This window comes from Pseudonocardia yunnanensis, assembly GCF_039534065.1.
GTDB classification, from domain to species: Bacteria; Actinomycetota; Actinomycetes; order Mycobacteriales; family Pseudonocardiaceae; genus Pseudonocardia; species Pseudonocardia yunnanensis.
In genome coordinates this window covers 62,487-75,767 of record NZ_BAAAUS010000001.1, presented here as the reverse complement: position 1 = coordinate 75,767, position 13,281 = coordinate 62,487, and the positions used below count along the sequence as shown (strand labels likewise).

At 68.7% G+C, this 13,281-nt stretch carries 8 protein-coding genes and 1 pseudogene; 2 read left to right on the top strand and 7 right to left on the bottom strand.

Annotated elements, in window-relative coordinates:
• Positions 1-7: 7 nt before the first annotated feature.
• The 3 genes from ABD743_RS00370 to ABD743_RS00360 form a co-directional block, all read right to left on the bottom strand.
• Positions 8-1,084, bottom strand: coding sequence for a DUF418 domain-containing protein (locus ABD743_RS00370; protein WP_344717548.1), 1,077 nt, complete (start codon positions 1,082-1,084; stop codon positions 8-10).
• Entirely contained in the window at positions 1,077-3,947 is a 2,871-nt protein-coding gene (locus ABD743_RS00365; protein WP_344717546.1) for a Pls/PosA family non-ribosomal peptide synthetase, read from the bottom strand. Before ABD743_RS00365 ends, ABD743_RS00370 begins: the two co-directional genes overlap by 8 nt.
• A gap of 687 nt (positions 3,948-4,634) precedes the next feature.
• The gene (locus ABD743_RS00360; protein ID WP_344717544.1) at positions 4,635-6,467 is read right to left on the bottom strand and encodes an NHL domain-containing thioredoxin family protein; all 1,833 of its coding nucleotides are present in this window, start codon (positions 6,465-6,467) and stop codon (positions 4,635-4,637) included.
• A 57-nt stretch (positions 6,468-6,524) separates the two neighbouring features.
• On the opposite strand from ABD743_RS00360, the gene ABD743_RS00355 reads away from it, so the two are divergent.
• Positions 6,525-7,331 (top strand): Fpg/Nei family DNA glycosylase, encoded by an 807-nt coding sequence (locus tag ABD743_RS00355; RefSeq protein ID WP_344717541.1) that lies wholly within the window; start codon positions 6,525-6,527, stop codon positions 7,329-7,331.
• Between the two features lie 49 nt (positions 7,332-7,380).
• Here the strand turns inward: ABD743_RS00355 and ABD743_RS00350 are convergent, their stop codons facing one another.
• The 3 genes from ABD743_RS00350 to ABD743_RS00340 all read right to left on the bottom strand — a co-directional run bounded on the left by ABD743_RS00350 (position 7,381) and on the right by ABD743_RS00340 (position 10,823).
• On the bottom strand, positions 7,381-8,292 hold the full coding sequence (locus ABD743_RS00350; RefSeq protein WP_344717539.1) for a phosphatase PAP2 family protein: 912 nt from the start codon (positions 8,290-8,292) through the stop codon (positions 7,381-7,383).
• Positions 8,293-8,358: 66 nt separating this feature from the next.
• A complete protein-coding gene (pgi, locus tag ABD743_RS00345; RefSeq protein ID WP_344717537.1) occupies positions 8,359-10,023 on the bottom strand; it encodes a glucose-6-phosphate isomerase in 1,665 nt (554 codons plus the stop codon).
• A 20-nt stretch (positions 10,024-10,043) separates the two neighbouring features.
• Positions 10,044-10,823, bottom strand: a complete 780-nt coding sequence (locus tag ABD743_RS00340; RefSeq protein WP_344717536.1) for an ROK family protein — start codon at positions 10,821-10,823, stop codon at positions 10,044-10,046.
• 411 nt (positions 10,824-11,234) lie between these two features.
• On the opposite strand from ABD743_RS00340, the gene ABD743_RS44370 reads away from it, so the two are divergent.
• Positions 11,235-11,756 (top strand): DoxX family protein, encoded by a 522-nt coding sequence (locus ABD743_RS44370; protein WP_379659484.1) that lies wholly within the window; start codon positions 11,235-11,237, stop codon positions 11,754-11,756.
• Positions 11,757-11,890: 134 nt separating this feature from the next.
• Here the strand turns inward: ABD743_RS44370 and ABD743_RS00330 are convergent.
• Positions 11,891-13,177, bottom strand: a pseudogene (locus ABD743_RS00330) (nucleobase:cation symporter-2 family protein); the annotation flags it as partial.
• Positions 13,178-13,281 lie beyond the last annotated feature (104 nt).

Below are 13,281 nucleotides of genomic sequence, written 5' to 3'. Positions count from 1 at the left end.
CGTCCGGTCACTCCGGCTCTTCCGTGCCGGCCGCCAGCACGGCATGCCGTGCCCTGCGAGCGAGCTGCGCCACGAGAAACTCCAGCGGCCCCTCCGCCAGGAACCGTCGCCACAGCACGGCGAACAGCAACGCACCGGCGAGCAGCACCGGGTACTGCTCAGCGGGGCTGCTTCCCAGCACACCGGTGGCAACCACCACCACGTACCCGCAGTAGAGCGTGAGCACCATCGTTCCGACGGCCGTGAACGGCCGCAGCAGACGTTCCGTCGCGCGAGTGCGCACCAGGAGCAGCGCGGCCACGACCACCACAACTGCTGAGCCGAGGCTGTTGATGCTGCGAATGAGATAGACCCAGCCGTGCGAACGCGATGCCGGAAAGGCAAGCCACCACACCCACGAAACGGCCACGACCGCGAGTCCGCCGATCAGCAGTCCGCGGGTGAGCTCCACCGACGACAGGTCCATGCGGCCGATGGCAAGACCCGCGCAGATGGAGGCGAGATAGACGAGCACGGGGTAGAGCCCCGTGACGAACACGTCGATGAGCAGCCCGGACGGATCGGCGACCACGGTCGAGAAGGTGGGATTCCCCTGGGGCTGCGGGACGCCGCTGTCGAGAGTGGAGGTCACCATGATCGGGGTGACGAGCAGCACCACGGCCGCGAAACGCGCCAGGAACCATGGCCTGCGCCCGAGGAACAGGGTGGCGAGCAGGAAGAGCACGCCGTAGTAGGGGAGGACGACCGGCACGGCGTCGCTGAACCCGAGCGCGAGACCGATCGCCGCGATCAGCACGGCCTGCACGGCGACGCCCGCGCGGGCGGAAGCGCGGTGCCGACGATCCGGGATCCGGCATCCCCCGGAGGTCAGCGCGAGGCTGACGCCCGCGACCAGTGCGAACGCCACTGCGGGACAGTCACCTGCGCTCATGGGGCCCAACGCCGACGGGCCGTTGCCGGGGGCGGCATGGAACACGCCGGCTGCCATCAGACCGAGTAGCGCGAGGCCTCTGGCCAGGTCGACACCGGTGCGGGGGCCTCGAACGGATGCGCAGGCCCCCGCTTCGGGCTCTCCGTCAGACACCCGCCGTCCCTACGGTCACCCGTCCGATCGGGCGGGTGAGGTCGATGCCGTGCTCGTGGCCGTCCCGGACCTCGACAGCCGGATTGCCGCCCCAGCGGGCGTCAGCGGGGATCTCCTCACCCTTCATGACATAGGCGTGCGGCTCGATGATGACGTCGTCGCCGACCGTCGTGCCGTAGTTCAGCCACGCGCCGCTGCCCACGGTGACGCGGGAGCCGAGCGTGATGTAGCCGGACTTGAAGATGCCGTCCTCCTGGGAGTGGCCCTGAAGTTCTGACGACTGATTAACTGTGCAGTCATCACCGATGGTGACGAGAGACCGCTCGGTGAGAAAGATGCCGTCGTCGAAGAAACGGCGCCCGACCCGCACACCGAGCATGCGCCACAGCAAACTCTTGAACGGGGTGCCGTTGAACAGCATGTAGTAGTCCTGCCAGTTGGCCTTCCAGTACCGTTCGTGCTTGCGGAAATATGGGTCGTAGATCGAGCAGTACTGCGGTCGCAACTTTCTGAATCGTGGAGTGACGAGGCGTTCGGTGAGTACCCAGACGACCATCAACCACACCGGGTAGGACACCCCGGACAATGCCACTGCCAGCAGGACGTTGCCCTCCTCGTAGACTGCCGAGAGGGTTCCGACGAGGACCAGTGTGGAGAGCAGGAAGGACCACCGCAGGAACAGGAAGAGCAATATGGTGACGATGTTGTGTCTGTTCTTGGCGCTGAGGCCCCGGCGTTCGTCGGACCGTCCCATGCGTTGCGCCTTGTCCCGTGCGACGGTCCGTGGGATCGGGAAGGCGGGAGCGCCCATGAGTCCGGTGTTCTCCAGGAGTGGACCGTCGATCGGGATCATGGTTTTCGACCCGATGAGGCAGTTGTCGCCCACTCTGCTCTGCGGGATGAAGTAGAGATTGTTTCCGACGAAGCTGTTCGCCCCGATCCTCGTCCGCGAAAGACGGAACGAGGTGCTCGAGAGTTCGGCGTTGAGCATTGCCAGCACGTCGGCCACCATCGTCCCGCTCCCGATCGTGACCAGGTAGGGGTTGTCGTGCCTGACTTTCGTGCCGAAGTTGGACCCGGTCTGCACCACCGCGGAGAGATCGTATCCGATCCAGCGAAGGTAGGGGACCACGTACGAGCTGTCGCCGAAGAGATTCAAGAGGAACTGACTGTTGGTCAGTCGCGCGATCGCTGTGTGAATCCCGTAGTGGAAGCCGAACAAGGGATACTCCGTATCCGGCTCGATCAAGCGGTTGAGTAGGCGGGGAATCGTGCCGACGGCCAGTAGTGCGAGCACGAGAGTGCCCACGACGACCACAGCGGAGACGGTGGCCAGGTCGAGATAGAAGGACCAGGTGGTGAGTGCCCCCGGCTCGGGGTCCAGGAGCCTGGTCAACTGCGGGATTCTGTCGACGGCCAGAGTCAGCAGGCCGGTTGTCAGTGGGACGGAGACGACGAATATGCCCAGCAGTTGCGAGATTCCGAAGGACATTGCCCTGCGCCGCGAACCCGGGATTTCCGTGACCATCCGGTAGTTCGAGTCCGTGCGCTCCGGCGGGCATCCGTGCCAGCTTTCGCCGGCCGGCACGTTCTGCCCCGCGTGGAGCGAGGAGACGTGTCCGAGTTGGGCGCCGTCGCCCATGGACGCTCCGATGTCGATCAACGACGCCTCGCCGACGAACACGTCCTTCCCGAGATGAACCGGGCCGATCTGGATCTTCCCGTCGTGCGCCCGGTAGCAGGAGATCAATGCTTCGTTCCGGATGACCGTCCCCGCACCGATCGTGAGCAGGTCGGTGCAGACCGGCAGGGTTCGGGTGTAGATCGCGACGCCGGGGCCGATCTTCGCGCCCAGTGCCCGCAGGTAGAAGTTGATGACCGGGGACGTCGCGGTGGTACGCGACCGGCCACCGACGAACAGCACGAGTGGGTTCGACCGCGTCAATGTCTTGACGAGCCAGAAGCGGACGTAGGCCAGGCTCCAGACCGGGAACTCCTGAGCCTTCCACCGCCCGATCAGCACCCACTTCGCGATGATCGGGAGGATGCACATCGCGAGAACGGCGACGTCGCCGTACACGGCCGCCCGCAGGAAGAGCTCGACCACGTTCGGGGCTGCGGAGATCCAGTCGTCGCCCACCTGGGCGGCCGCCTCGGTGAAGGCGAGGTACACGACGAACACCAGGAGCTGGATCACTCCGCAGAGCACGTACATCGGGGTACCGGCCCGTCGCCGCGCCGCGGGTTCCGCGGGCGCCTCCTCGGGGGCCGGCGCCGCCAGGGCGGCCGGCGATGTGCTCTCGACTGCCGCGGTCAGACTCCTGATCGTCGGGTTCGTGTAGACGTCCTTGATCGTCACCGTCGGAAGGTCGGGTCGTTTTCGGACGCGGGCGCAGAACCGGGCCATGACCATCGAGTCGGCGCCGAGGTCGTGGAAGAAGTCGCTGTCGACCGCCGCCTGCTCCACGCCTACGACGCCCTTGAGGATGTCCAGTAGTGCATGTTCCGTGCTGATCGGCGGGCCGGTCGTCGGGCTGCCCAGATCGGCGGAGACCCGGGGCCGTGGTGAGGGTTTCGGCACGGGAGGCACCGTTGCCACCGGAGCGGTAGGCAGTGTCTCCGCGAGTGCAGCCGCCAGACTTCTGATCGTCTGGTTCGTGTAGACGTCCTTGATCGTCGCCGTCGGAAGGTCGGGTCGTTTTCGGACGCGGGCGCAGAACCGGGCCATGACCATCGAGTCGGCGCCGAGGTCGTGGAAGAAGTTGCTCTCGACCGTCGCCCGCTCCGCGCGTGCGACGTCCGTCAGGATCTCCAGGAGCGCCTTTTCGGCGCCAGTTGCCGGACTGCCTCCGTCGACAATCATCCCGGCTGGGCGCACGAAAGGATCCGGCCGTGTTTCTCTTCCGATTTCAGACATGGTCCCTCATTGATGACGAAAATGATCGACGCCGACAGCGGTCATGGGGTGCTATTCCCGATAGCAGTACCTGGGTGTTCTCCGGTACCGGGGGTGTCAGCGTCGAATGCGCACCCGGGTCCGTGAAGAGGTGATCGTCGGCTGTCCTCGATGCTGGTCATCGGGTCGGAGTGCTCGAGTGGGAGCGGATGGCATCGGAATCCTCCCGCGGGAGGCCGCCTCAATTCTCCGTTTCGGACATCACGTCTCGCTCGGCGCGTACGTCTCGACCGCGCCGAAATGGCCATGCAAGCCCGTAGTGTGCCGGCGAGTCCTGATTTCCGCGCACTCTCGGTACTGGCATGGCACCAAGAATTCGGGTCGATCCATCCGAGGGCGAGACGCTACTTCTGCTAGTACTCGCGCTTATTTCAGTGAGACTAACCGGTGTCATGTCAATCGAACGGTGATTGATCGCAGAGTCATCACCTGGCTGAGTCCGAACATACACTCGCGCAGCGCATTACGTTACGAGTCGTACGTACCGGGAGCGGAATGGTCCGGATCCGCGCCCGCATTCCGTCGCGTCCGCCGAGGACACCCCGGCCGCGCGGCGTGAGGAGCACGCCGCCACACGGGGGTACCTGTTCTTCGCTACTCCCGCACCGCGCGCAGGTCCAGGACGAGCTCGTCGGGCGCGCCGTCCACGAGACGCACGGGGATGCCCCAGTCCTGCTGGTAGCGGTGGCACGCCGCGAACACCCCGTCGCCGTCGTCACAGGCCGCGGCCGCCACGCTGATCTGCAGCACGCCCTCGACCGGCCCGTCGGGAGCGAACCGCACCTCTCGCGCCAGCCCGGTAGCCGTGCCGGCGCCCGCGGTGAGCAACTCCGGCGGCGAGGCCGTGACGGTCAACGACGTCGGGTCACCGAAGCGTGTGTCGAGGTGCTGCCCGGTGGGCGGCATGAAGTCGATCCGGAGTGACAGTCCGCCGGGCGCGAGGTCGGTGCGGGCCCGCCGCACGCGGTGTGCGCCCCGGTCCACCCGGGAGCTCGCCGGCACCGGCACCCGCACGAGCCGGTGCGCCGCGGACTCCACCACCACCAGCGCGTCGCCGTCGACGAGGAGATCGCTCGGCTCCTGCAGGCCCCGCGCCAGCGTACCGACCGTGCGCGTGCTGGGGTCGTACCGACGGATCGCGCCGTTGTAGGTGTCGGCGATCGCCACCGACCCGTCGGGGAGCACTGCAACGCCGAGCGGGTGCTGCAACAGCGCGGGTTCGTCGCCGGTGTCGGCCGATCCGTCCCGGAACCCGAAGTCGAACAGGCCCAGCCCGACGGCCGTCGTCACCGCCGCTCCCGCCGCGGGCCGGTCGACCATCGCACGCAACGCGGACGTCTCCGCGTCCGCCACCCAGAGCGTCCCGTCCGCGGCGACCGCGAGCCCGGACGGCTGCGCGAAGAACGCTTCGTCCGGTGGCCCGTCGCGCAGGCCCTCATTGGTCGTGCCGGCAAGCACCGTGACCGCGCAGGAGACGGGATCGAACGACCACAGCTGATGGTTGCCCGCCATCGCGACGACGACCCGCTCCTCCCACCACGCGAGATCCCACGGCGTCGACAGCTCGGCCGCCGACGCACCGACATCGACCCGCTCGCGCAGTTGGGCGCCCGTTCCGGCCACCGTCGTCACGTGGCCGTCGTCGAGCCGCACCCCGCGCAGGGCGTGGTTGGCGCTGTCGGCGACCACGATGTCGTAGCCGGTGGTCGCAGCCACCGCGTCGGGCAGCAGCACGAGACCGAGCGGTTCGGCGAACCGGGGCTCGTCCCCGTCGGCCAGGCCGCGTTCGCCGGTGCCGATGCGCCGACGCTCGGTGACGAGGTCGGCGTCCAGCTCGACGAGCTGGTGGTGCGCGGTGTCGGACACGAGGAGCGTGCCGCCGGGCAGCTTGATCGCCTTCCCGGGGAAACGCAGGGCCGTGGTCGGCTCCGGCGGCGCCACGTACGGCCCGTCGCCGCGGTGCAGCGTGCCGGCGGCCTCGTGCTCGGCCACCAGCTCCTCGATCAGCACGCCCAGCCCGTTCGCGTGCCCTTCACCGGACATCTGCGCCACGACGTACCCGGTCGGGTCGATGACGGCCAGGGTCGGCCAGGCCCGCGCGGCGTAGGCGTCCCACGTGGTGAGCTCGGGATCGTCGAGCACCGGATGGTGTACGCCGTAGCGCTCCACCGCGGCCTCGACGGCGTCCGGGTCGGCCTCGTGCACGAACTTCGGGGAGTGCACACCGATCGTCACCAGCACGTCGGCGAACCGCTCCTCCAACTCCCGCAGCTCGTCGATCACGTGCAAACAGTTGACGCAGCAAAAAGTCCAGAAGTCGAGCAAGACGATCTTGCCGCGCAGTGTCGCGAGGGAGAGCGGCTCACCACCCGTGTTCAACCAGCGACGTCCGGTGAGCTCCGGTGCCCGCACCCGTGATCGGCCCATGAGCGGGCCAACACGGCGAGGTGCGCGAGTGTTCCGCGCCACCGTCAGACTGGGGGAGTGCCGGAGCTGCCCGAGGTGGAGAGTGCGCGTCAGGCCCTCGAAAGCGCCCTGGACCGGGAGATCCAGGCCGTCGACGACAACGACGAGTGGGTCAGCCGCCCGCATCGTCCCGGTGACATCGCACGGGCGCTCGTCGGGGGTCGGCTCGTGGCGGCGCACCGCCGCGGCAAGACGATGTGGCTCGACACCGTCGGCCCCGACGGCGAGGCCGGTCCGCCGCTCGGCGTCCACCTCGGGATGGGCGGGCGGATCATCGTCACAGGCCCTGACGGCGAGCGGGGCGGGGGAGAGCCGGTGCGTCCCGACCGCACCCCGCGCAAGGCCGAGTGGGACCGCTTCACGATGACGTTCACCGACGGCGGGCAGCTGCGGCTGTTCGACAAGCGCCGCCTCGGGCGCGTCCGCCTCGACCCCGACCTTTCGGAGCTCGGCCCCGACGCCGAGACGATCACGCGCGAGGAGTTCCGCACCCGCGTCGGGCGAGGGCGCGCGCCGGTGAAGGCGCGCCTGCTCGACCAGTCGGTGCTCGCCGGCGTGGGCAACCTGCTCGCCGACGAGATCCTGTGGCAGGCCGCCGTGTCGCCATCGGCGCCTGCCGGTGATCTGGACGGCGACACCCTCGACCGGCTGTACGCGGCGATGCAGCGGGCGATCGCCGGGGCGATCGCGAACGGCGGTGCGCACACGGGTGAGGTGAACCCGTTCCGGCACGCCGACGCGTCGTGCCCGCGCTGCGGAGCACCGATGGTGCACGGCACGGTCGGGGGACGCACGACGTGGTGGTGCTCGGCGGAACAGTCCTGACGCGGGTGCGGGCGACCCCGGCTCGAACGAGCGGCGCGTTCGGGCTGATCTATCGGACCGGAGTGCCGTTCGTACGCGGCGACCGACTCTTCACGAAGTTCCACACCGCCACGCACAGCGCGAGCCAGGCCGCGCCGACGAGCCAGCCCGCCACCACGTCGCTGAACCAGTGCACACCCAGATAGACCCGGGTGGCCCCCACCGCACCCACCCACACCGCGGCGGCCACCACCATCACCACACGGGTCATGACGGACCGGCCTGCCCACGCCAGAACGACGATGGTGCCGATCACCACGATCGACATCGTCGCGTGCCCCGAGGGCAGCGACTCGTTCCCTGCGTCGACCAGCCGGTCCGCAATGGGCGGCCGCGGGCGGCCGAACGCGTCCTTCAACAGGTTGAACAGGGCTGCGGATCCGGCCATGGCGACGACGGCGAGCACCGCGTCCGCTCGGCGGCCCCGGTACCAGCACCAGCCGGCGACGACGACGGCCAGAACGGCCATCGACGTGGTGTTCCCGACGTTCGTGACGAACACAGCCAGCTGGGTGAGACCACCGGAGCGGACCTCGATCGACTCGCTCAGCAGCGCCGAATCCGCCAGCGCAGGTCCGCCACCGGTGAACGCGGCGTACAGGCCGGCCGCGGCGGCGAACGCCAGCAACGCCGTGACGAGCGCGCCGGTTCCCGGCTGCGGTGCGGGGACGAGCACACGCTCGCGAAGACCGGCGGGCGTTGCGTTCTCGAGTCCGTTGCCGGCGCCGACGGACGGGTAGTCGGCTACGTCGTCGATCCGCAGCGGTCGGCCGGACGGGGCGACGCGCGCGCCGCCCGGGGAACCGTCGGCCGGATCAGTGCGGGCCGGAACAGTGGCCCGGTGCGCATCGGTGGCGTCCGCGACCGTGTCGGCCGCGGCACCCTCGACCGGGCCCCCGTCCTCCTCCTGTACGTCAGTCATCGCTCCATAGTGCCCGCGCCGCCTCCGCCCGGCCCGATGACCAGGCCGGACTGTGGGCTGAAGGACTCACACGGAGCGGTGGCGCCACTCCCGGTAGCGGCGGATCCCCGCCGCCGTGGAGCTGTCGAGCCCGCTGGTGTCGGCCTGCGGCTCGGTGAGCACCGGGCCGAGCTGCCGGGCCAGCACCTTGCCCAGCTCCACACCCCACTGGTCGAACGAGTCGATGCCCCAGATCGTGCCTTCGACGAACGTCATGTGCTCGTAGAACGCGATGAGCTGCCCGAGCACCGACGGGGTGAGCTTGCGCGCCATGATCGTGGACGACGGCCGGTTTCCGGGCATCACCTTGTGGGGCACGATCTCCGCCGGGGTGCCCTCGGCCGCGATCTCCTGTGCGGTCTTGCCGAACGCCAGTGCCGAGGTCTGGGCGAACAGGTTCGACATGAAGAGGTCGTGCATGTCGCCGTTCGTTCCGCCGTCGGGGACCGGCACCACGTGCAGCGGCTCGGCGAACCCGATGAAGTCGGCGGGAACGAGCCGCCTGCCCTGGTGCAGCAACTGGTAGAAGGCGTGCTGCCCGTTGGTGCCCGGCTCACCCCAGAAGATCTCGCCGGTGACGGTGGTGACGGCCGAGCCGTCGCCACGCACCGACTTGCCGTTGCTCTCCATCGTGAGCTGCTGGAGATAGGCGGGCAGCCGGTGCAGGTACTGGCTGTAGGGCAGGACGGCGTGGGTCTGGGCGCCGAAGAAGTTCGAATACCAGACGTTGAGCAGCCCGGCGATGGCCGGCAGGTTCTGCTCGAGCGGGGATGTGCGGAAATGCTCGTCGATCGCGTGCATGCCGGCGAGGAACTCGTCGAACTGGTCCTTGCCGATGGCGACCATGAGCGAGAGCCCGATCGCGGAGTCGAGGGAGTAGCGCCCGCCGACCCAGTCCCAGAAGCCGAACATGTTCTCTTCGTCGATGCCGAAGGCGCTCACCTCCTTCGCGTTCGTCGAGACCGCGACGAAGTGCTTGGCCACGGCCGACTCGTCGCCGCCCAGGCCGTCCAGCAGCCACTTCCGCGCGACGTGCGCGTTGGTCAGCGTCTCGAGCGTGGTGAAGGTCTTGGAGGAGATGATGAACAGGGTGGTGGCGGGGTCGAGGTCGCGCGTGGCCTCGGAGATGTCGTTCGGGTCGATGTTGGAGACGAAGCGCATCGTCAGGTCACGGTCGGCGTAGGCCTTGAGCGCCTCGTAGGCCATCACCGGACCCAGGTCGGAGCCGCCGATGCCGATGTTGACGACGGCGCGGATCCGCTCGCCGGTGTGGCCCGTCCACTTCCCGGTGCGGATCGCGTCGGAGAAGGCGCCCATCCGGTCCAGCACCGTGTGCACGTCGGCCACCACATCCTGGCCGTCCACCACCAGGGACGCGTCCCGGGGCAGGCGCAGCGCGGTGTGCAGCACCGCCCGGTTCTCGCTGGTGTTGATGTGCTCGCCCGAGAACATCGCCTCGGTGCGCTCGGGCAGCCCCGCCGCGCGGGCGAGCGCGGCCAGCAGCGGCAGGGTGTCGCGGGTGATGCGGTTCTTGGAGTAGTCGAGGACGAGGTCGGCACCGGACGTCGTCATCGCGTTCGCGCGATCGGAGTCGGTGTCGAACAGCTCACGCAGGTGCAGGCCGGCCACGGCCTTGTGGTGCTCGGCCAGCGCGGACCACTCGGCGGTTGTCGTGATGTCGGTTGCAGGCACGCCTGTCATCCTGCCGCCAATCAGGTCTTGGCGGGTGTGGGGACACTCTCCTGGGCACCGAGGGTGCGTTCCCACAACGCGATGCCGCCGAGCAGGCCCGAGATGTTCGGCACCAGTGTGCGGTTAGGCCCTATATTGTCCTCGTCGAGCCGCTTGGCGTTGCCGCCGCCGATGTAGGTGTGGTCGGGCAGCACCATCGCCTCGAGCGCGTCGAGAGCGTTCATCACGCGCTTGCGCCAGTGCTCCTTGCCGACCTTGTGCCGCTGGTTGTCGCCGCAGGACACCTCGATGGACAGGCCTTCACCGAAGCGCCCGTGCGACAACTCCATGTGCGGCAGCAGCATGCCGTCGAAGAAGACCGCGCAGCCGACGCCGGTGCCGAGGGTGATCACGAGCTCCATGCCGTGGCCGCTGATCGCGGCGCTGCCCTGCACGTCGGCATCGTTGGCGACCCGTGTCGGCTTGCCGAAGCGCTTCTCGAGGGCGGTCTCGAGCTCGAAGCCGGTCCACTGCTCCACCAGCTCCGGATCCGGATCCTGGCCGGGCCCGCGTCGGGAGAACGCCGGCACCTCGCGGACCCTGCCCCGCCGGATCGCGCCGGGAAAGCCGACGGACACCCGGTCGTAGGTGGGCTGGGTGGCGGCGAGCTCGGCCAGCTCGTCGAGCAGGACCGGTGGTGTGCACGGATACGGCGTCTCACGGCGCTGACGGTCGGAGAGCATCTCGCCCTTCGGGGACAGCAAGGAGGCCTTGAGCCCCGAGCCTCCGACGTCGATCGCCAGGGTGAGCGGTCCGTCCATGGCTCAGTCCTCCTCGTGCCGTTACTCGTTCGCACGGTAGTAGGGCCCGGCGACAGCTGTCAGCGCGTGACTCCGTAGGAGGCCGGTGCAGACAGGGTTGGCCGCCAAACTCTCCGTAGCCGATCACGCGGCGGCAGGTACTCCTGCTGCGGCGAACGTGGCCATCGCGACTCGCCGTCACTGCGGTGGCGGCCGATCGGCGGCCGAAAGCCAGGCGAACGGCGGATCGAACGCGGCAACCGGTCGGGTGTCGAACAAATGCGCGACCGAGCCGTCGCGGCTACTGCTCATCGCGGATGACGGTACGGCCGCCGAGGCCTCCGGGTGACCTTGCGTGATCACTCGCCTACGTGGGGTTGACTGTCGTTACGCACCGAGTCAGGTTGATCACCCAGTGCTTCGGAGGACCCGATGAACCGAGCCCTGTCACCGCCCGCGCGCGACTGGGCGCTCCTGCTGGCGCGCGTCCTCATCGGCGTCGTCATGTTCGCCCACGGGTATCAGAAGCTGATCCTCAACGGCATCGGCCGCACGACAGAGGGATTCGAGACGCTGAGCATCCCGCTCGCGATCATCTCTGCGTCGTTCGTGACGGTGGTGGAGTTCGCCGGCAGCGTCATGCTCATCGCCGGAGCGCTCACGCCGGTGGTGTGCGCGTTGATGCTGGTGATCATGAGTGGGGCCGCGATCTTCGTCCACATCCCCAACGGCATCTTCGTCGCCAACGGTGGGTGGGAGCTGGTCGGCGTCATCGCCGCCGGGCTGATCGCCATCGCCGCCACGGGGCCGGGCCGCTACAGCGTCGACCACCTGGTGCGCGTGCGGCAGCAGCAGCACCGGCGTGACATGCAGCCGCCCACCCGGCGCGCCGCGGCGCACACGGAGTCCTCGATCTGGCGCAGCACCCCGGTCAAGGGCAGGTCGGAAGCCTGACCCCGCCGTCCCGAGCCGCGCTCCTCGCCGAGAGGCGGGCGAAGCGCGTGGATCACGCGTCGGCGCGCGGCTCCGCTGCGTGCCGGATGGCGGGCGGCNNNNGGCCGTCGCCACGGCAGGTGGTTGAACAGCAGGTTCAGCAGGAAGGCCACGATCACGCACGAGGTGATCGAGGAACCGACGATGATCTCGAAGGCGCCCGGCACCTTCGCGTAGAACGACGGCGCCACCACGGGCAGCATCCCGACGCCGATCGAGACGGCCACGATCATGAGGTTGTTCGTGCCCTCGAACCGCACCTTGTGCAGTGTGCGGATGCCGACGGCGGTGACGGTCGCGAACATGATCAGCCCGGCGCCCCCGACCACAGGGCCGGGCAGCGACGCCACCACCTCGCCGAACTTGGGCACGAGGCCCAGAATCAGCAGGATCGCGCCGGCCACGGCCGGGACGAACCGGCTCCGCACGCCGGTGAGCTGCACCAGGCCGACGTTCTGCGCGAAGATCGTGTCGGGGAACGAGTTGAGCACGCCCCCGAGCACGCCGGAGAACCCGTCGGCGGCCAGCCCGCGCGCGATCCGCCCGGGTGACAGCCGCTCACCTGTGGTCTCGCTGATCGCGAGCATGTCGGCCGTCGACTCGGCGAAGATCACCAGCATCACCACGCACATGGAGATCACGCCGGCGATCGGGAACTCCGGTGCCCCGAAGAGGAACGGCGGGGAGACCCCGAACCAGGGTGTTTCGGCGACGCCGGAGAAGTCCGCGATCCCCATCGGGATCGCCACCAACGCCCCGATGACGAGCCCGGTGAGCACCGCGATCTGGCTGACGAACCCCCGCACGAACCGCGTGATGAGGATGATGACCAGCACGATCCCTCCGGCGAGCGCCAGCCCGGAGAGGTTGCCGTAATCGGGGGCGGTCGGGTCGTTCCCGGCGATCAGCCCCGCCGCCGCCGAGATCAGCGAGAGTCCGATGATCGTGATGACGCTGCCGGTCACGACGGGCGGGAAGAAGCGGATGATCTTCGAGAACGGCACCGCGATCAGCATCCCGAAGATCCCCGAGACGATCATCGATCCGTAGACCCCGGGCAGGCCGAAGTTCTGTCCGATCAGGATCATCGGGGTGACCGCGGTGAACGTGGCGCCGGTCACGACCGGCAGCCGCACGCCGAGGATCTTCCCGATCCCGAGGGTCTGGATCAGCGTGATGATCCCCGCCACCACGAGATCGGCGTTCACCAGTAGCCCGATCGTGCGGGTGTCCAGCTGCAGCGCTGTGCCGACGATCAGCGGCACGGCGACACACCCCGCGTACATCACGAGGACGTGCTGCACGCCGAGCACCAGAAGGCGCCCCGTGGGTGGCACCTCATCGACCGGGCTCGTCGCGGCGATGGGTTGCGCGTCGGTCATCGGGACTCCAAACCGGCGGATACCCCTGCATTCAGGCTGGGGAGGAGCCGTTCTGTCCGTAGGGGTGAACCGCGCCTCACACGGCGAGGTCGTATTGTGTGAGC

What these genes read in the sequence shown, in the direction of transcription:
- ABD743_RS00340 (WP_344717536.1), bottom strand. Translation starts at nt 10,823, where the DNA reads ATGGACGGACCGCTCACCCTGGCGATCGACGTCGGAGGCTCGGGGCTC.
- ABD743_RS00360 (WP_344717544.1), bottom strand. Translation starts at nt 6,467, where the DNA reads ATGGGCCGATCACGGGTGCGGGCACCGGAGCTCACCGGACGTCGCTGG.
- ABD743_RS00350 (WP_344717539.1), bottom strand. Translation starts at nt 8,292, where the DNA reads ATGACTGACGTACAGGAGGAGGACGGGGGCCCGGTCGAGGGTGCCGCG.
- ABD743_RS44370 (WP_379659484.1), top strand. Translation starts at nt 11,235, where the DNA reads ATGAACCGAGCCCTGTCACCGCCCGCGCGCGACTGGGCGCTCCTGCTG.
- ABD743_RS00365 (WP_344717546.1), bottom strand. Translation starts at nt 3,947, where the DNA reads ATGATTGTCGACGGAGGCAGTCCGGCAACTGGCGCCGAAAAGGCGCTC.